The sequence below is a fragment of the Bradyrhizobium sp. USDA 4341 genome (genome assembly GCF_054063755.1).
The window spans coordinates 5,804,990-5,823,128 of sequence record NZ_JBSSGO010000002.1 but is presented as its reverse complement, the minus strand read 5'-3'; the positions used below and the strand labels follow the sequence as shown (position 1 = coordinate 5,823,128).

Sequence of the window (18,139 nt, the reverse complement as noted above, 5' to 3'; positions counted from 1 at the left end):
ATGCTCCCTTTCTCTTGGTTTTTCGCGTGTCCTCCCAGCTAAATAACGAGGGCGCGTGTGACCGTGACTGCATCAACTCCAAGTTAGTGCATGCTTGCGTTCGCATGAGCGGAGCCGGGCCTTTCATCCACGATCCGCTTGATAGCATGAGCGCAGCGGCCGCACTGGGCGCTGCATCCGAGGCAGGCATACACCTCGCTCATACGGGGCCGTCGCGCCTCCTTTACGACCAATGACCGCACCTGATGGTCGCTGAACACATTGCAAGAACAGACGATCATCGCCTTCTCCTAATCAATACCAATGAATCGGATGAAGACCGCCACAAGCGCGGTGCTCCGCCCAGCCGCAAGCATGATGGTTTCCATTCGGGTCATCTCGGCGTGGCAAAGAGGCCGCTCGCGGACTAGATGGTTACGCATTTTAGCTCCTTCCGAGGCATCGCGAACGCCTGCTGCTGCGCCTCGATTGCGCTACCCACACGGGCGGGAGCAAACCAGCACGCCTGGCGCGGTCGTTCACGCGGCCTCCTCGTTAGCTTCGGTCTGTAGGTCGGCTTCGGTGAAGCCATAGCCGCCGGGGCGCAGCGCCGAATGCTCGCGCTTGGAGTGGACTAGCGGGTAGAACATCTGCGTCGTCCAGCGCTCCGGGCCAAAAAGAATGTCGTCCTGCAGGCCGATCTTGGCCGGATATTTGCGCGTGATATGCGCCGTGCCGAATAGCACGTCCCAGAAGAACAGCAGATTGCCGAAGTTGCCCTTGTAGTGGCCGATGCCATCTTCGTTGGTAAGAGCGTGGTGCGCCCAGTGCGTGGCCGGCGTGGAGATAGTGCGCTCCAGCACCCACATCAGCGGATGCAGCGCGCGGATGCGGTACAGCGGCGCGTCCCACGCCCAGGCGCAGTGCGCGCCCAGGATGACCGACAGCTTGATCACCAGGTACGCCGCGTAGACCGGGCCGAAACCAAGGTACACCGCCACGCCGCCGATCCACAGGCCCGGCATCATCAGGTAGTAGAAGAAGTTGTTGCGGTAGGTAATGCGCACGCTCATGTAGGCCGCGCTGTGGTGCGCCCGGTGCAGCGGCCACAGCAGCGGCGTGTGCGAGGCGCGGTGCCAGAGGTACTGCGTGAGGTCATCGCCGATCAGCAGCAAGCCGGCCATGGCCCACCACGGTAGGTTGGCCCAGGCGTTGTGCTGCGCGGGCATGAGCCAGTTGCACAAGGCGTTGCTGCTCAGCAGTGCGATCGGCTGGGTGATGGCGATCAGGCTGACGAACATGAGCACCTCGAGCCAGGTGTCGTTAGCTGTCGCGTTGCCGCGTACGAGGGCTTGGTAGCGCCGGGTGATGAACTCCATGGCGGCAAAGCCCAGGATGCAGGCGCCGATCAGCAGGTATTGCAGTTGCGAGCTCATGTGGGGCGTCTCCTACCGCTCTCATCTTTTGCGTTGTGAGCGCGACATTAGGAGTGCGGTCAGGATGCGTCCAATGCATAATCCACATCATTCTAATGCATGGAGAGCAACACCATGGATTTGCGCCGCCTGAGCCACGCCGTCGCGCTTGCCGACACTCGGCATTTCGCCCGCGCCGCCGAAGCCGTCCACTTGAGCCAGCCGGCCTTTAGCCGCAGCATCCAGGCCATCGAGAGCGACCTAGGTATCCGCCTGTTCGAACGCGACGTTGGTGATGTCCGCCCCACGCCGGCCGGCGAATTCGTCATCGAGCGAGCGCGCAAGCTTCTGTTCGAGGCACGTTGCCTGCTGCGCGACGTAGATCTTTACCGCGACAGCCAGCTCGGCGACACGCCCTTCGGTGTCGGACCGCTGCTGACGGCCACCCTGATGCCGCGCGCGCTTGTGGCGCTGCGCCGCGAGCATCCGCAGGTGGCGCTGCGCATGGAGGTCGGCAACTGGTTGCAGTTGCTGGAGAGCCTGCGTTCCGAGAACATCGAGTTCTTTGCCGCCGATGTGCGCGACATGCCCAGGGATGCCACGCTGGACATCCAGCTGATCGGGGGGCAACCGGCCCACCTCTACGTGCGAGCAGGCCATCCGCTAGCCGGCCGCGAGCACAAGCTGCAGGAAGTCTGGGCGTACGGTCTCGCGGTGCCGAAGCTACTGAGCCCCTCAAAGGTGGAACTGGCCGCCCTGCTGGGCCTGCCTGAGGGCCAGGAGGCCACCATTGCGCTCGAGTGCGACAACTATGGCATGCTCAAGACGGTCGCGCTGACCACGGATACCGTTCTGGGTGCGACGACCGCGGCGGTACGGGAGGAGCTGGAATCCGGGACGCTCGTCCGACTTATCGTGCACGGCTGGCTATCGCCGACGTCGACCACGGGCATTGTGCGTTTGCGAGGGAGAACCTCGTCGCCGGCAGCCAAAGCAGCCATTTCAGCGATTGTGCGGGCCGCGGGCGAGATCAACGTGTAGGCGCCTTACAGCACCGGCGCATGGTTCGGTGCGGATGTTTGTGAAATGTCAGGACCGATGTCAGACGGAGCCGATGTCAGGACGGAGCCGGTAGCCGGTGAAAAACGAGAGGCTGGCGCTCTCATCGAAAATTTAAGACCGCTCTTGCCCGGCTGCGCCGGCGAATGATCGACCGCCGTATGGAAATCCGAATCGAGCAAGCGGATGGCTAGGGCTGGCCATCTGGCCAGCCCGTATCCTCCCGATCTCCATGAAATTTAGGTGCGATGCATTTTACAAATACGCTCAGGTTCCGGGATAGCGCGCTCCCCGCACGTTTGGGGGCGCCCTCAGAAGGACGCCGAAACCGATGGGATGCAATACCGCGCGGACCAGTCGTCTACTGCGGACGCCCAAGGGCCACACTTTCAAGGTTTTCCGGACCGACATGAATGAGACCGTGACGTGGGGCGTCGATATCGGCGATCAAAAAGAACGAGATTGCGACCACGAGCGGAAGGACGAGAGCCAGTCGCATAGAAGATCGCGCACGATAGCCCAACAACACCGTGCAGCACAAAGCGATTGCTGCCATTAAGAGCCATGCAGCAATAGGAATTCGGTTCCACTCTGCTGCCTGAGCGTCGCCCTGAGCCTTAAACACATCATTCATGCCGGCGACTATGAGGGCGACCACAGGCGTTGGTTGCGCCGCCGCAGCTTCGCGGATGGGAGCCCAGAGATCGCCCTCCAGTTGGCTGGTGCGCTGAGCTATCTGCGCCCGTCGCGAAATGTCCCTGATGTCATAAAACAATATGCGCTGATCAACATATTCTCTCAGCAGCTTGCGTACTTTCTCGGCCTCTACTGGCTGCAATAGTTCGGCTCGCGCTATTTCAGTACGGGTCGCGCTGGCCTCCGCTTCTTCAAGCCTCTTGCGCTCTTCGTACCGGTTCGTGGCCATCGCGAAGCTAAAGCCTATGATCAGCGCCAAGAGTGTCAGTGTGGCCGCAAGAATGACGCCCAAATCGTCTTTATGATCTGCCGTGACAGTTGGGCATCGCCTGTGCAAGGAGGCACCGGCTATCGTGGCAATCGACAGGAAAACGAAAGTAAGTACGAACACAAAAAAAGGATAATGCGCCAAGCTTTCCATGGTGTGTCCTCGACTGCGAGCTGATTGGCCGTTTGCCATCGTGAAAAGTTTACGCTGCCTAAGCGCAAAACGACCAGACCAGCCGCAACTCGGATCGCCTTTGACCGTTATGCAACCGTGACAGCGTGACACGTTGAACCTATACGGTCATGGGGCTTGCTGCCGCCATTCGCCCATTCGTGGCCCGTCCGCTTGCGCCAAAGTGGCTACACCGGCACCCAGCCGCTGCGACTGCAGCCTAGCGGACAAGCCGTTGCGCTGCGGATCGTGCGGGCACCGCCAGCCGTTCGTTCCGGAGACCATCGCCCGCGCGCGCCAGCGTCACGACGACGACCACTCGCACCGTCACCGCGACGGGGACAGGCGACGGCAAGGCGTCAGCGTCGAGCGCAGTTCACAGAACACCGGGCAAGCCGCGCCAGCGCACAGGCTCTCCATTCATCTAGGTCAACGTCAGCGATCCTTTGGCGCTCAGGCTGCACTCAAACAGCACGACAGGGAGGTCCGCCATGCATCCGCGTCTTGCGATCAAGTCAGCGACAGTTGCCGGGATTGCTGCTAGCGCCCTGTTCGGGCTTGCAGGTCTCACTCTCAATCCAGTCCCAGCCAACGCGGTCGTGTACTGCCAGGTTGCGTTGCCCGGGCTGGCATCGTGCTACGGCCTCGTCCGGTGGCGCGCGCGGCGGTCCGGCACAACGCCGGTGGCAATGCAAATGGTGGCGCCAACCGCCTTGGGGCACGGCGGTAAAGCACTTGTTTGCGTGTTACGAGAAGGAACCGCCGTCCCGGCGAGAGGCTTTTTGGTCGGGCGCCGACAGGCGACGTTACGAAGCGACGGCATCATGGCATGAACCACACTTGGTATGTCACTTTTGAGGTCCCGCCAGATGGCACGCTGTTAAAAACGCGACATCCGCGCCTAACCAAGACGTTTGAAACCGAAGCAGAAGCGCCTGAAAATGAGTGAACGTGCGGAGCCGAAAGAGGTCTGTCGTCGCAGCGCACTCGCTTTCCTTGGAGACGCGGCTGCATTTGGACTTGTCGCTTCTTCTGCGGTGCTGACGGTCTCTCCGGCTGAAGCCCAAACCGCCACTACTCCCGCCACCCCGCGTCGCTGCCACGGACACGGCGAAGTCTGGCACCGAGCGGCGACAGGAACGGCGAAGCGGACGCAGGAACGCCGCACGGGACGCGCAGAGCGGCGTCAGGAGCGGCGCACGGGACGCGAGGAGCGACGGAACGCGCGCCACGGCACCACGACCACCCAGCCAACAAAGTAAGCCGTTCCGTTTCGGCTGCGGCTCGGCGCTGCCGACGGTGGAGATGATGGATAGGGCCAGCTGCCTGGTCCTCCCATGCATCGCCTCTGCATAGGTCGGCGCTGACAAGAGGTTGCACAGTGGGTCTAGAGGTCTGCTAGGGCTAAATGGCCGTTGGTTGCTGATCGGCTGCAGCGGCGAATTGCGCGTTCGTCTTTGCAAATTACTATGTCTCGTCATCTGAAAATAAACAGCGCTTCGCACTAGTGACGCCCGGTTCATCGGCTCCCGGGCCGTTCGTAAGCGAGTCAGACATCAATCGTTTTCGAAGGAACAGCTGCTGCCCCGTTGAGAGCGGGGCGCAAAATCCCATCGACTCGAAAAAAATCCCTGAGTGAGAGTGGGGCCGGTCCGCGACCTGAGGGTCGCCTGAGGAATTGACCACCCCCTACCGGGCATCGTGTCAGGCCCTGCGAGTGAGCGACACGATCTCCTGGTGGATCTACGCCGTTGGTCCAAGTGGGATTCATGTTCTATTTGCCGAACTTTTTTTGTGTGAACCACTAAACGCGTCATTCTGACTGTGGGCTGATCACTTCCGATCTACTTCTTACAGCGGATATCGTCGGAACCAGTCGAACCCTCAAACGGGCCAAGAGGCGACCTTGGCATGAAGGAATGCTCTTCGGCCTTCTGTCGAATTGTGCATGCCGCTTGTGATCTAAAATTATCATATGCGTTGGGATTCCGCCTTTCCCTCGACTCCGGACATGTCGCTTCAGCGCGCCAATTGACGCGATGGGCCAACCTCAGAACGAAAGGGTTCGGAGACGGGCGCGAATTTGGCGGTCTGCGGCCACTCGCAAAGCCACGACTGCGCCGCAGCGCTACTTTTCAGAACTGGCCCGGTTGAGCAGGTGGACTGGGCCAATCCGATCGCAGGTTGTTCGGGTTATTCCGATCGAATAAGTCCTGCCTAATAAGGCCGCTCGTGCGAGCATCAATTGAAGGTGGGATTCTGTAAGGCTCATGGCTTGTTGCGACTACGGCTCCGGGCCGTACGACGCAATTGGCAGGATAGCCAGCGTATTGGCAGTAAACTACGGCACTCCCGGTTCCAGTACTTCCAGCTAAGAACCCAATTATTAGCGACGCCCACAACGCGATTGATCCCCACTTCATTTTATCCTCCTAAGGGGCAAACCACTTTCGTAGCCAATCCACGATACAGCATGATCGAAAAAGGAAGTGTCGGACTTTGGCAAAAAGCCAAGATGATTGCAGTCTTCGTCGGCGTGCGCGTCGCGGTCCCGGTCATTTCGATGGCCTCCGCTCGACTTTCGAGGGTTGCTACGAGTCGTTCGATCTCGCCGCAATCGCGGATCAGCCGCATACTCGCACCCGGCGGACCCGCCAGCCATGGCCGTCCCAGAAGCGCTGTGTCACCCATTCGCAACTGCCAAAATCGTCGTATGGCCCGCGACCTGCTCCGTAAGGGACGGGCTCATAGTAGCGGCCCGGAGCGGCGACGCCACGCTGTGCGCTTGCGGGCGTCGCGGCGAACGAACCGGCAATAGTTGCGACCGCGACAAAAGCAGCAAATGTCTTCTTCAATATAGGCCCTCCTGTGCGTGCATGGCGTGCGGCCACCCGACCACCGCACCATCAACGACGCCAAGAAATTCCCGCCATTGCATATCGCCCCCCGAGCGGGCCATTGTATCAGGTCAACTGAGTGCATTGATAGGGGCTGGCTTCGAGTGCTTGTTGCAAAGTCTTTATGTTCGTTGTGGGCCAGTTGCGTCGGTTCGACCGCTCCCCGATAGCTTCGTGGTTACCCCCGTTATCGGACATAATCAGCATCGGGCGCTAATTCGCAAAAGGGTCAAAAACGGACTCAAGCATCGCAGCGATCGGCGACGTCGTTCGATCGCCTTGTAGGCGCGGCTGAGCAAGTTTGGCGGTTCGGTGGACCGGCGGGTTGGTTGATCCTAATATTTTCTGACGATCGGCTTTGTCGTCGGAGGCGCTCCGGGCGTGGGCGGCGAGATTGAGAAGGTCACCCAGGTATTCCAGCCTGATGGCCGGTTTTCCGCAGCGAACTCTCCGTAAGCCTTAAAATTGAGATAGCCCTGCATGTCGCCGACCGGAAAAAGAAACCCGATCTGGGGACCGAGCCCAACCACCTGGGATTGGAAGCAGCCGACTCGATCGCCTGAACCGCTGTCGCAGCCGAGTTCCTTGTAGACATAGCCTACGAGGCCAACCATGACCTGCTTCGACAGGAATTGCGATGCGCCCCAGTCGAAATGCATGTCGACGCCGTTTTGATACTGCGTTGCAGTATTTTTGAAATTGTAGGTGAAGCCGAGCACCCCGGAGAATTCGTGGCCGGTCTGCGGGTTGAAATAGGTGTAGCCGCCGCCGGCGTCGATCGCGCCGTGTCCGATACCCAGGTTCGACAAGCGATCGGATTGGTAAGCGCCAACCGGGATGTCGCCGGTGATATAGGTCATGTAGTTGTGGACGCCGGCGTTCCAGCGCAATGCGAATTGCGGCGCCAAATCCCCGAAGCCCCATGTCGCGTCGCTGATGGTGTCGGACCGCGCGAAGGGAACGGTGTTGCCGAACGGGCCCGTGGCCACGCCGGACAAAGTCCCCGCCAGGCTGGTGCCGACGACGCCATAGGCTGCCAGGAGGGACACCGACGCCTGGCCGCCGAGCACTGGCGTTGCAAATACATAGCTCGGGAGCACAAAGCCAAGATCGCCGGTGGCGTTGACACTCAAATTCAGATTTGCGTTGACGGTAACGTTGGCCGGAACCCTACCGAGCGTGAATTCGCGCGCCCGCGCGACGTCGGCGCCGGCGGATACGGAGGTGTGGTAGTAGATATTCGCCCATGACCAGCCCGGCTGTTGCGGTGTGGCCGCGAGGCTTCCAAAGAGGCCGGGGATCCAGAAGCTAATGCCGCTTTCATCGGCCAACGCACACTGGGAAAAAAACGTGATCGCGGGCGCCAAGACGACTGCAGCAACGCCAAGTCTTCGTCGATGTGCTGAGATTGGCCGCCCGCTTTTCGCCGCTGCCAGTGCAATTCCCGCAGTCATATTGCTCCCCGTAAGGTGTGTCGCCTCCGATTACAATTCGGGGGACACTGTAATCCTGGAACAAGTGGGGCTCACCACGTAAATTCAGCGAGGACAGGTTTGCCAAAAAAGAGTTGGAGACTGCGGCCCATCAGCCACAGGCGCTGCAGAGGGGATAGCTGGAAATGACAGGTATTTTATCCGCAAAAAGTATGCAGTTTGTGCCAACGGCTCTGTTTCTCTGCCGCAAGTCTATCTGATCCGACAATAACTGCCGGACGTTTTCGATTTCGCCGACGCCTTCCGAGCGCACCGCGTCGCCCACCTGGCGTTGGTAGCGGAATGAGCCAATAGGGAAGTCCATCTGGTGCTTTCGCTTACCAGACAGTCTATCCGCTTTCGGATAAGAGGCGCGGCTAAGGAATTGACTATCCCACCCTTTTTCGATCGACTTCTTTCACCTGAGCGAAATCGATGCCCATCAAAGCCTTTGGTCTAAGTGGGCTTTTTGTTTTTATTTCCGAACTTTTTGCGTGTTAACCAGTAAGACCGGTCGTCGGGACTAGCTGATAAGCTTTTGACCACGCCCCGCCTACTAGTATGCGCGAGAAGCTTGCCTCATTCACTGTCCTCACTAACATGACGGCCTAGTTTCCTCCTGCTTGGTGAAGGTTAGAGCAGAGGACATAGGCGAGAAATCCCGATGCTCGCGCATCGAGACACTTCCCATGTCCTCAGCGATCTTGCTCGGCGGAGCCAGGCCGTCGCTCTCGGACCCCGCGCATGCGATGGCGTTACGCAGGTCACGTCTACTTGCGGCGATGTCCATCTCGCCGACAGCCACCCTCACGTTTCAGGCCGGGCTCGCTTTGGCTGTATCCCACGGTAGGCAAATCATGACGCGCCGCCGCCGTTAACCGACCAGCGCGCATGAACACGACGCTCTTCAATGCACGCGGCGGGAAGCCGCGCATGAACGCGGTAAGCCAGGCGAGGAATTGTGTCAGGGTATGATACCCCGAAAAATCAAGGGTATGATCCTGCAAGGACCACCGGATCGATTGCTGGGACATCACTTGGGAATCTTCAGAGTGCCATTGCGACCGAGCAATCGTTTAATCTGGATGTAGAGACTTGACTGCCCTTTCCGCGTACCCGTCGCATAGAGGAAAACTTGGTTGACGAACGTGTGGAAGGATCCATCCCCCATCTTTCGTGCCTCAGCCGGTCGGAAATCGTCGTAGATGTGGTAAGCGCCGATCACCAGGCGTTCAGAAGGTGTACCGTGCCATTGCGTGACGATGTTTGTGTTTCCGCCGCGGTCCTTGAGCGAGAGAGATTCAAACCGAGCCTCTAATAAGGGGCTTGGTTTCCCGCAAAATGCCGTACCGTACCGATTTCCGGCGTTCTAGGATTCGGAGAAAAAAGCATTCTCCAGCCCCATTCACGGCTCATATTTAGTACGGCCGGCATTCTCCGGGTCGAAAAATACACGAAAACGGCCGAGTTTTCGGCCCGTCTCCGTTTAGAGGTACGAAATTTCGGGGCAAAGTGGCGGAGAGAGTGGGATTCGAACCCACGGTACGGTTTCCCGCACACACGCTTTCCAAGCGTGCGCCTTAAGCCACTCGGCCATCTCTCCGGGAGGCCTCTCTTGAAGGGCTGAGGCGGATTTTGCAAGGGAGCGCGGAGCCGGACCACGAAATTTCCCCAATGGATTGAAAATATTGGGTAAATTGGCGATGACATCAGTCGAGCCATGCGGCCTTGCTTGCCGCCGCGCGCGATTCTGGCCGCTGGACGTCAAAGACCGGCGCAAATCAGGCCATGCAATCGATCGGCCGATCCTCGTCACGCCCAGGTGGGCAATTGCGCACCTCGGGGCAGGCATGCGGGGCGAGCCCGGAATCCATCGATCCGAAGAACGTGCAGGCGGATGGTTTCCGGGCTCTCGCGGACCTGTCATCTGGCGCGCGGCGCCATGCCACTGAGTTGCCCGACGGCAAGGCTCGGGCAGATCATGTCGCGAGAACTCGGATGTTTGACTCACAGATCGTGCAACGCACTCAATGTCGTCCCTGCTTTCGTGTTTGGTCCCTGCTGATTGGTTGGATGGAATCGGTGTAGAACGAGGCGTGGCCTTTGTCAGGGAGCACCTCGTGTCATGGAACTGAACCTGCACGCGAACGCCACCACGACACCAAAGACGCGCGCCTACATCCAGCGCAGCAAGAAGTCGGTTGCCCAGTTGGCGGCTGAACTGGGGGTCAGCGAGACCACGATCTACCGCTGGCGCGGCCGCACCACGGTTGGAGACCGTTCGCACCGGCCGAACAACCTCACGACCAGCCTGTCGGCCGTCGAAGAGCGAGCGGTTTGCGAGTTGCGGACGTCGCTGCAGTTGCCGCTGGACGACATCGTCGAGGTGATGCAGCGATGCATCAATGCCAAGCTGTCCCGCAGCGCCATTCACCGCTGCCTGCAGCGCAATGGCATCAGCCGGCTTGCCAAGCCTGACAAGCCCAAGCCCGGTATCTTCGAGACCGCCAGCATCGGCTTTATCCATATCGACGTGAAGTATCTGCCGGCTCTGCAACGCCGCACCAGCCGGCCCTGCGGGACTGCGTCGGCAAAAGCCTTGCGATGGGACATTCGCCGGAGCAGATCGCTGGTCGACTGGCGCGAGAACATGGTCGCGTCATGATCAGCCACGAGTCAATCTATCGTTTCATCTATCATCGTACGGCCCAGAAGGATTACTGGCACCGCCTGCTGCCGTGCCATAAACTCAGACGAGGGCGCCGGCGACGCCCAGGCGGCAGCCCTGCCAGCTTCATTAAACAACGGCGCTCGATCGATGAACGACCCTCCGAGGTCAAAGGCCGCGGGACGCCGGGTCATTGGGAAGCCGACTTCATGCTGTTCGCGCGATATGGCCAAGGATTGCTGGTTCTCCACGAGCGACAAACTCGCTTCAGCATCGTGCTGCATCCACTCGATCGGAAAGCTGTCCTCACCGCTCGGACCATCGCCCGTCAACTTGGCAAGCTTCCACAGGCGATCCGTAAAACCATCAGCTTCGACAACGGAACCGAGTTCGCCGAGCATCACAGGCTTCACAACGCCCTCGGCGTCCAAACCTTCTTCTGCGATCCCCATAGTCCCTGGCAAAAAGGCGGCGTGGAAAACTCCATCGGGCGCTTACGACGCTCTCTGCCACGCAAAACTGACCTCAAGTTCATCACGGCAGCCGCCCTCAGGCGCCTCGCTCAGCGCCTCAACGATACCCCACGCAAATGCCTGGACTTCAAGACACCCGCCGAGGCATTCTCCAAACTCAAATCAATCGTTGCACTTCAAACGTGACTCCATCTCCCTGCTTTCGCAGGGACGACGCCCGGAAGAAACCGCGACATCTCGGCTCAAGCACAGGCGTCTCTGGAATACTGGATCACCCGCATGCGCGGGTGATGACACCGAGTGGCTGTTTGACATTTTGAATCGGAAGACAACGATGCACGACGATGGGCAAGCGCTGGCGTGTCCATCCTCGCTGTGCGCTGGCGAACGCGTGCTCGCTCAGTGATATCGCGCGGCAAGATCCGCCGTGCGGCGGCGCGGCCACAGGCTTGGTGGCTCCGGCAGCGCCGCGGCACCCGCATTGTGCGTATCCTGCAGCGCCTCGATGAAATCGGCAAACCATTGCTGGATGGTGCCGCTGTTGAGCTTCTCCATCATGGCTTCCCAGCGCATCCGCCGCTCGGTCAGCGGCATCGCGAGCGCCGTTGCCAAGGTGCGTGCCATGCCGTCGATGTCATGCGGATTGACCAGCAACGCGGCGTCGAGCTCGTTCGCCGCACCCGCGAATTTCGACAGCACCAGCACGCCGGGGTCGGCCGGATTCTGGGCCGCGACATATTCCTTGGCCACAAGGTTCATGCCGTCCTGCAGCGGCGTCACCACGCCGACCTGCGCGGTGCGGTAGAGCCCTGCAAGCACGCCCTGGCCAAAACCCTTGTTGAGATAGCGGATCGGCGTCCAGTCGACCTCGCCATGCACGCCGTTGACGTCGGACACGAGCTTGGCGACCTCGCTCGCGAGATTGCCATAGGCCTCGATCGCGCCGCGCGACGGCGTTGCGATCTGCAGCAGCGACACCGAACGCTTCAGGTTCGGATGCAGCGTCCACATCTTGTCGAACGCCTTGATGCGGTTGACGAGGCCCTTGGAATAGTCGAGCCGGTCGACACCGATCGCGAGCTTCTCGCCATTGAGGCTGCGCCGCAGCCGGGTCACGTCGGGATGCATCATCGCCTTGGTCGCCTGCTGCGCGAACTTCCCGGGATCGATGCCGATTGGAAAAACCGCGGCGCGGGTGCGGCCGAACGACGAATTGATCACGCCGTCGCGCACCGCGAATTCGAGATCGTTCTGCACGTAGCTCAGGAAGTTCTCGCAATCCTCATCGGTCTGGAAACCGATCAGATCATAGGACAGCATCGCCTCGATCAGCTCGCGATGATTGGGCACGCCCGCGATCACCGCGCGCGCCGGCCACGGCGTGTGCAGGAAGAAGCCGATCGGCTGCGTGACGCCGAGATCGCGCAGCTCGGCACCGAGCGCGAGGAAATGATAGTCCTGGATCCAGAATACGGAATCAGGCTTGCGGAAGCGCAGCAGCGCGCGCGCCATGAACGCGTTCACTTCGCGATAGCTCTTATAGTCTTCGTGCGACGCACGGATCAGGTCTGCGCGCGAATGCATCGCGGGCCACAGCGCCGAATTGGCAAAGCCTTCGTAGTAGCCGCCATAGTGCGCGGCCGGCAGATCGAGCATCGCCAGCGCGCCGGCCCCGAGAGCTTCGACCTCTGCAAAAGGTTCCTTGTGGTTCCCGTCGCGAACACGTCCGCTGGAACCAACCCATATTGCCCCTGTCTTTTCCACCACCGGCAACAATGCCGCAGCCAGCCCCCCCGTCATGGGTTCATTGGGTTTTCCGCGCGAGACGCGGTTCGATACGACGACGAGGTTCACCCGGTCCCCTCCTGTTGGTCAACTCGCGTATTAACAACCATTCATCAAGATGGTTCCTGATCAAGGAATCTCCCAATTGAAACCAAATTCTGACAAACGCGCATGGAACTCGCGGGAACTCGCGAAAAAGAAAAATTCACGCGAGACGTACGCCACGACGCAAAACAACCGCATTCGGCAATGCGCGGCGCGACGTGCGATGCAGATGATTGGGTTAGGACAGCCTGACGTCCCTATCATCGTCGAGCAGCTGCGCGAGAAACTCGCGCACATCGCTCGGCGCGTCGAAATGTCCGGCGACGCCGGTCGCACGACGTCCGACGGAGAATGCGAGACCGTTGAAATCGGGCATGATCGCGAACACGGTCTCGTCAGTGACGTCGTCGCCGATGAAGAACGGGCGGCGTCCCTTGAAGGGCTCATGCATCATCAGCTCTTGCACGCCGGTCGCCTTGGTGAAGCCGGAATGCTTGATCTCGCAGACGCTCTTGCCCGGCAGCACCTCGATCGGCGCATTCGGCAGCTCGGCGCGGATCAGCGAGACCGCCTCGTAGATCGCCCTCTCCGCCTGCGGCGCCAGCCGATAGTGAAGCGCCAGCGAATAGCCCTTGTCCTCGAGCAGAATGCCGGGGCTGAGCTTGGCGATCGCAGCGAGGCGGCGCTTCAATTCCTTGTCGAGCGGCGGCGCGTGCGCGGCGACCGCCTCGCTGTCCGGCTGCAGCCGCATCTCGGCGCCGTGGCCGCCGACTGCGGGAAACTGCTCGGGCGCGAAGATCAGATCGATGTCGTTGAGCGAGCGGCCGCTGACCAGCGCCAGCGCGCCGCCAGTGCGCTCATGCAATTGCTTCAGCGTGGTCGACAGTTCCGGCGGCACCCAGACCTCGCGCGGCGTCGGCGCAAAATCGAGCAAGGTGCCGTCGATGTCGAGCAGCACCGCGGTGCGATCCAGCGGCGGAATCAGCGATGCCGGCGCCGGCATGCTGCCGGTCGTCGCATTGGGGGTGATGTCATCATCCAGGGGCATTTCGGCCAATTCATGCTTCGTCATAGTCTACTCCACAAATGCCAGCGGTCGCGCGACAGATTCGAGCGGTTTTCGCTCGGCCGCGACGGCATAGCGCCATGCGACGGCTGCGGCGACCAACATGAGTGCCGACCCCAGCAGGTAGCCGGCGAACACGCTGTTGCGCGATCCGGTGTCGATCAGCACGCCGAACAGCGCCGGTCCAATCACGCCGCCGATGCCGGTGCCGACCGCATAGAAGATGGCGATCGCGAGCGCGCGGACCTCCAGCGGAAACGTCTCGCTGACGGTGAGATAGGCGGCGCTCGCGGCCGGCGAGGCGAAGAAGAAGATCACCATCCAGGCGATGGTCTGCGTCTGCGCGCTGAACACCCCGATCGAGAACAGATAACCTGATAGCGCCAGCAGCACGCCCGAGATGCTATAGGTCAACGCGATCATGGTGCGGCGGCCCAGCGTGTCGAACAGGCGGCCGAGCAGCAGCGGCCCGAGGAAGTTGCCGGCGGCGAATGGCAGGATGTACCAGCCGACATTGCTGGCGGCGATGCCGAAGAAATCGGTCAGGATCAGCGCGAAGGTGAAGAAGATCGCATTGTAGAAGAATGCCTGCGCGGCCATCAGCGCGAGTCCGACCAGCGAGCGCTGCCGATAGGTGGAAAACAGCGTCACCGCGACCTCGCGCAGCGGCGTGTGATCGCGCATCCGGAGCTTGAACTTCTCAAAGCCCTCGCTCGGCTGTTCGTGACCGAGCACGGAAGTCTCGATATCGGCGACGATCCTGTGGGCCTCTTCGGGGCGTCCATGGATCATCAGCCAGCGCGGGCTTTCCGGAATCCACATCCGCATCAGCAGCACGACGAGGCCGAGCACCGCGCCGGTGAAATAGGCGATCCGCCAACCGTGATCCGGAGCAAGCAGCGCGGGATCGAGCAGGACGATCGCGCTCACCGCGCCGATCGCGGCGCCGATCCAGAAGCTGCCGTTGATGACGAGATCGGTCCAGCCGCGATAGCGCGCCGGCACCAGCTCCTGGATGGTCGAATTGATCGCGGTGTATTCGCCGCCGATGCCGGCGCCGGTGAGAAAGCGAAACAGCGCGTAGCTCGCGACATTCCACGACAGCGCGGTCGCAGCAGTCGCCGAGAGATAGAGCGCGAGCGTGATGAAGAACAGCTTCTTGCGGCCGATCCGGTCGGTGAGCCAGCCGAAGCCGAGCGCGCCGAGCACCGCGCCGGCGAGATAGGCGCTGCTGGCAAGCCCGACATCGGCATTGGAAAAGCTCATCGTCGGGCTCTCCTTCAGCGCGCCCGACAGCGCACCGGCGAGCGTCACCTCGAGCCCGTCGAGGATCCAGGTGATGCCGAGCGCCAGCACGACGCGGGTGTGGAAGCCGCTCCAGCTGAGATTGTCGAGCCGAACCGGGATCGAGGTCTCGATGATGCGGTCGTCATTTGGCGTGACTGGAGCCGCCGCCTCGTGCGTCGTCGCAGAGCTCAACCGTGTCCGCTGCAGTGTCATCAGAATGGACCAATGAGAAACGCCCCGGAACGGTGTGTTCCAAGGCTCGCTTTCCCAGGATTGCGGCAAACGGAGTGCCCGCCACGCGATGTCAACGCCGCAGGTGGGCAAGGGTTCCCGCAACGCGGGAGAGCGAGGAAAATCGCCGTAATGCTGACAACAGTTCGAGCGGGATTGATTTTGTCGTCCCGGCGAAAGCAATTCGTTCTGTCGTCCTGGCGAAAGCCAGGACCCATACGCCGCGGCCATGGCAATGGGAACGCCGCGAATTGCACGTATAACAATAACGATTGGTGGTTATGGGTCCCGGCCTTCGCCGGGACGACGACAATATCTCTGGCAGCGCGCTTACGCCGCGCGGATGTTCGCCATGAAGCGGTCGAGCTCCTCGCGCAGCCGCGAGCTCTCGACCGACAGCGAGCGGGCCGAGTTCAGCACCTCTTCGGAGGCGACTCCGGTCTCGGTGGCGCCGCGGTTGACCTGGGTGACGCTGGAGGCGGCTTCCTGGGTGCCCTGCGCGACGTTCTGTACGCTGCGTGCGATCTCCTGCGTTGCCGCGCTCTGCTGCTCGACCGAGCTCGCGATGTTGGTGGCGATCCCGGAGATCTGCCCGATCGTGCCGCCGATCTCCTTGATCGCGGCGACCGATTCCTGCGTCGCGGCCTGCATGCCCGAGATGTGGGTCGAGATCTCGTCGGTGGCTCTCGCGGTCTGGCTCGCCAGCGACTTCACCTCGGCGGCGACCACCGCGAAGCCGCGGCCCGCATCGCCGGCGCGCGCGGCCTCGATGGTGGCGTTCAGCGCCAAGAGGTTGGTCTGCTCGGCGATCGCCGTGATCAGCTTGACCACGTCGCCGATCTCCTGTGCAGCCCGCGAGAGCTCGCCGATCCGGGCGTCGGTCTGCTCGGCCTGACGCACGGCGGAATCGGCGATCTGGCTGGATTCCTTGGCGCGGCGGCCGATCTCGTCGACCGACGCCGACAGCTCCTCGGTCGCGGACGCCACCGATTGCATGTTGCTGGAGGCCTCCTCGGAGGCGCCGGCGACCTGGCTCGACAGGTTCTGCGTGGTCTCCGCAGTGCGGGTCAGCGTCCCTGCCGCGGATTCGAGCTGCACGGCGGAAGCCGACACGTTGGAGACGATCGAGCCGACGGCGGATTCGAATTCATCGGCGAATCGAATCAACTCGGTGCGCCGTGCGGCCGCGCTCACCTTGTTCTGCGCTTCCTGGGTCGCGGCATCGCGCTCGGCCTTGGCGACCGCCTGGACCTTGAACTCTTCGACAGCGCCGGCCATCTCGCCGAGTTCGTCGCGACGGCCGAGGCCCGGCAGCACCACGTCGAAATTGCCGGCCGCAAGCTCGCGCATCGCCGCACACATCGCCGCGATCGGGCGCGAAATGCCCTTGCCGAGCAGGAATGCCCACACCAGCCCGAGCACCAAGCTGCCGGCAGCAAGCATCAGGATCAACTGCTCGGTTTCGCCGATCATCGAGTGCGATTCATTCTCGAGCCGCTTCTGGTCGGCGAGCAGGTCGGACTTCATCGCCGCCGCACCCTGGCTGATGGCGGCTGCGGATTCCGTCATCTCGACGGTCAATTCGTCGATCGACTTCGCATTCGCGATCAGCTTGGCCAACGCCTCGCGGTACTCTTCAAGCAACCCGGTGATGTCCTTCACGCCCTGGGCGATCCGCTCGTTCTTCGAGGTGATCCCCTTCACGAGATTGTCGGCGAATTTCAGCCGGGCGAGCGCGCTGGTGGCAACGGTCTTGTCGCCGTTGACGACGAACGTGTTGACGGCGCCAGTAATCGACTGCAGCTGGTCGGCGACCTTCTTGGCGCCGAACTGAATCGACTGCAGCTCGGAATCGTCGGCATTGCTCGGCAGATCGTCGAGCTTGTAGCGCATCGAGGTCGCACTGCGGACCAGCTTGTTCTGCGCGGTCTGCGCGCTCTCGTCCTTGATACGGACGATCTCGGCAAAGATCTTGGTGAAGGCGCGGAATTCGCGCTCCAGCTTGGTGACCTGCTCGAGCCGGGCCGGATTGCTGGTGCCCTTCATCGACGCCACGATGGCGTCCTTCAGGCTGGCCTCGGCAGCGAGCGCGGCCTTGGCATCGTCCTCCTTGCCGGTCGCGACGTAGTAGCGCGCCAGCGAACGGTAGGAGATCAATTCGCGATCGATGTTGCGGGCAAGGTCGGCTTCCGCGACGCTCTGGCGGTAGGAGCCGACACCGGCCGAGACCCGCTCGAAGCCCATATAGGCAAAACCCATGGTGGCCGCCGACAGCGCCAGCGTGACGGCAAAGCCGAGCATGATCTTGGCTTGAAATCTGAGGGTTGGGAACCTGATCGACAGCGATCGCTTGAGTCCCGGCATTCCAACCCCCGTCTTCATTCTGAAAACCACGCGGGGTCCGGCAGCAACCCGCCCCAGCCCCCGGAGGGCAAAACTAAGGCAGAATCAATAAGGCCCGGTAAATGGGCAACAGGGTCAGCCAATTCGGCACGCGCTACTACCTTGGTCGGGCTCGGGGGGTGGGCAAGGTGATTGACGCGCGGGTCCGGCCCGATACTTTAGAACCGATCAAACCTGTCCCTGCCCGGGCCAGGAGAACACATCGGGAGGTGTCCCATGTCATC

At 61.4% G+C, this 18,139-nt stretch carries 11 protein-coding genes, 1 tRNA gene and 2 pseudogenes; 3 read left to right on the top strand and 11 right to left on the bottom strand.

The genetic code is table 11. The features are described 5' to 3' along the window. Positions 1–83: 83 nt before the first annotated feature. Together ACVIGB_RS33700 and ACVIGB_RS33695 are read right to left on the bottom strand one after the other, a co-directional pair. Positions 84–281 (bottom strand): (2Fe-2S)-binding protein, encoded by a 198-nt coding sequence (locus ACVIGB_RS33700; RefSeq protein ID WP_456719428.1) that lies wholly within the window; start codon positions 279–281, stop codon positions 84–86. 237 nt (positions 282–518) lie between these two features. Then, complete coding sequence (locus tag ACVIGB_RS33695) at positions 519–1,415, bottom strand: sterol desaturase family protein (protein WP_456719429.1); 897 nt, start codon at positions 1,413–1,415, stop codon at positions 519–521. Between the two features lie 114 nt (positions 1,416–1,529). On the opposite strand from ACVIGB_RS33695, the gene ACVIGB_RS33690 reads away from it, so the two are divergent. Further along, positions 1,530–2,435, top strand: a complete 906-nt coding sequence (locus ACVIGB_RS33690) for a LysR family transcriptional regulator (protein ID WP_456719430.1) — start codon at positions 1,530–1,532, stop codon at positions 2,433–2,435. 379 nt (positions 2,436–2,814) lie between these two features. On the opposite strand, the gene ACVIGB_RS33685 is transcribed toward ACVIGB_RS33690, so the two are convergent. Continuing rightward, positions 2,815–3,570 (bottom strand): bestrophin-like domain, encoded by a 756-nt coding sequence (locus tag ACVIGB_RS33685; RefSeq protein WP_456719431.1) that lies wholly within the window; start codon positions 3,568–3,570, stop codon positions 2,815–2,817. Positions 3,571–4,079: 509 nt separating this feature from the next. Here ACVIGB_RS33685 and ACVIGB_RS33680 point away from each other — a divergent pair. Then, a pseudogene (locus ACVIGB_RS33680) lies at positions 4,080–4,318 on the top strand (hypothetical protein). A gap of 1,894 nt (positions 4,319–6,212) precedes the next feature. Here ACVIGB_RS33680 and ACVIGB_RS33675 read toward each other — a convergent pair. The 4 genes from ACVIGB_RS33675 to ACVIGB_RS33660 form a co-directional block, all read right to left on the bottom strand. Then, positions 6,213–6,443, bottom strand: a complete 231-nt coding sequence (locus tag ACVIGB_RS33675) for a hypothetical protein (RefSeq protein WP_456719432.1) — start codon at positions 6,441–6,443, stop codon at positions 6,213–6,215. A gap of 377 nt (positions 6,444–6,820) precedes the next feature. Next, the gene (locus tag ACVIGB_RS33670; protein ID WP_456719433.1) at positions 6,821–7,939 is read right to left on the bottom strand and encodes a SphA family protein; all 1,119 of its coding nucleotides are present in this window, start codon (positions 7,937–7,939) and stop codon (positions 6,821–6,823) included. 788 nt (positions 7,940–8,727) lie between these two features. Continuing rightward, on the bottom strand, positions 8,728–8,991 hold the full coding sequence (locus ACVIGB_RS33665; RefSeq protein WP_456719434.1) for a hypothetical protein: 264 nt from the start codon (positions 8,989–8,991) through the stop codon (positions 8,728–8,730). A gap of 479 nt (positions 8,992–9,470) precedes the next feature. Continuing rightward, positions 9,471–9,560, bottom strand: a tRNA-Ser gene (locus ACVIGB_RS33660). Between the two features lie 941 nt (positions 9,561–10,501). Here ACVIGB_RS33660 and ACVIGB_RS33655 point away from each other — a divergent pair. Next, positions 10,502–11,284 (top strand): annotated as a pseudogene (locus ACVIGB_RS33655) (IS30 family transposase); the annotation flags it as partial. A gap of 213 nt (positions 11,285–11,497) precedes the next feature. Here the strand turns inward: ACVIGB_RS33655 and ACVIGB_RS33650 are convergent. The 4 genes from ACVIGB_RS33650 to ACVIGB_RS33635 form a co-directional block, all read right to left on the bottom strand. Beyond that, a complete protein-coding gene (locus ACVIGB_RS33650; protein ID WP_456719435.1) occupies positions 11,498–12,952 on the bottom strand; it encodes a trehalose-6-phosphate synthase in 1,455 nt (484 codons plus the stop codon). A 214-nt stretch (positions 12,953–13,166) separates the two neighbouring features. Next, positions 13,167–14,000: a trehalose-phosphatase gene (otsB, locus tag ACVIGB_RS33645; protein ID WP_456719436.1), complete on the bottom strand. Its 834-nt coding sequence runs from the start codon at positions 13,998–14,000 to the stop codon at positions 13,167–13,169. A gap of 3 nt (positions 14,001–14,003) precedes the next feature. Then, positions 14,004–15,494: an MFS transporter gene (locus tag ACVIGB_RS33640; RefSeq protein WP_456749253.1), complete on the bottom strand. Its 1,491-nt coding sequence runs from the start codon at positions 15,492–15,494 to the stop codon at positions 14,004–14,006. A 348-nt stretch (positions 15,495–15,842) separates the two neighbouring features. Next, positions 15,843–17,876 (bottom strand): methyl-accepting chemotaxis protein, encoded by a 2,034-nt coding sequence (locus ACVIGB_RS33635; RefSeq protein WP_456719439.1) that lies wholly within the window; start codon positions 17,874–17,876, stop codon positions 15,843–15,845. Positions 17,877–18,139 lie beyond the last annotated feature (263 nt).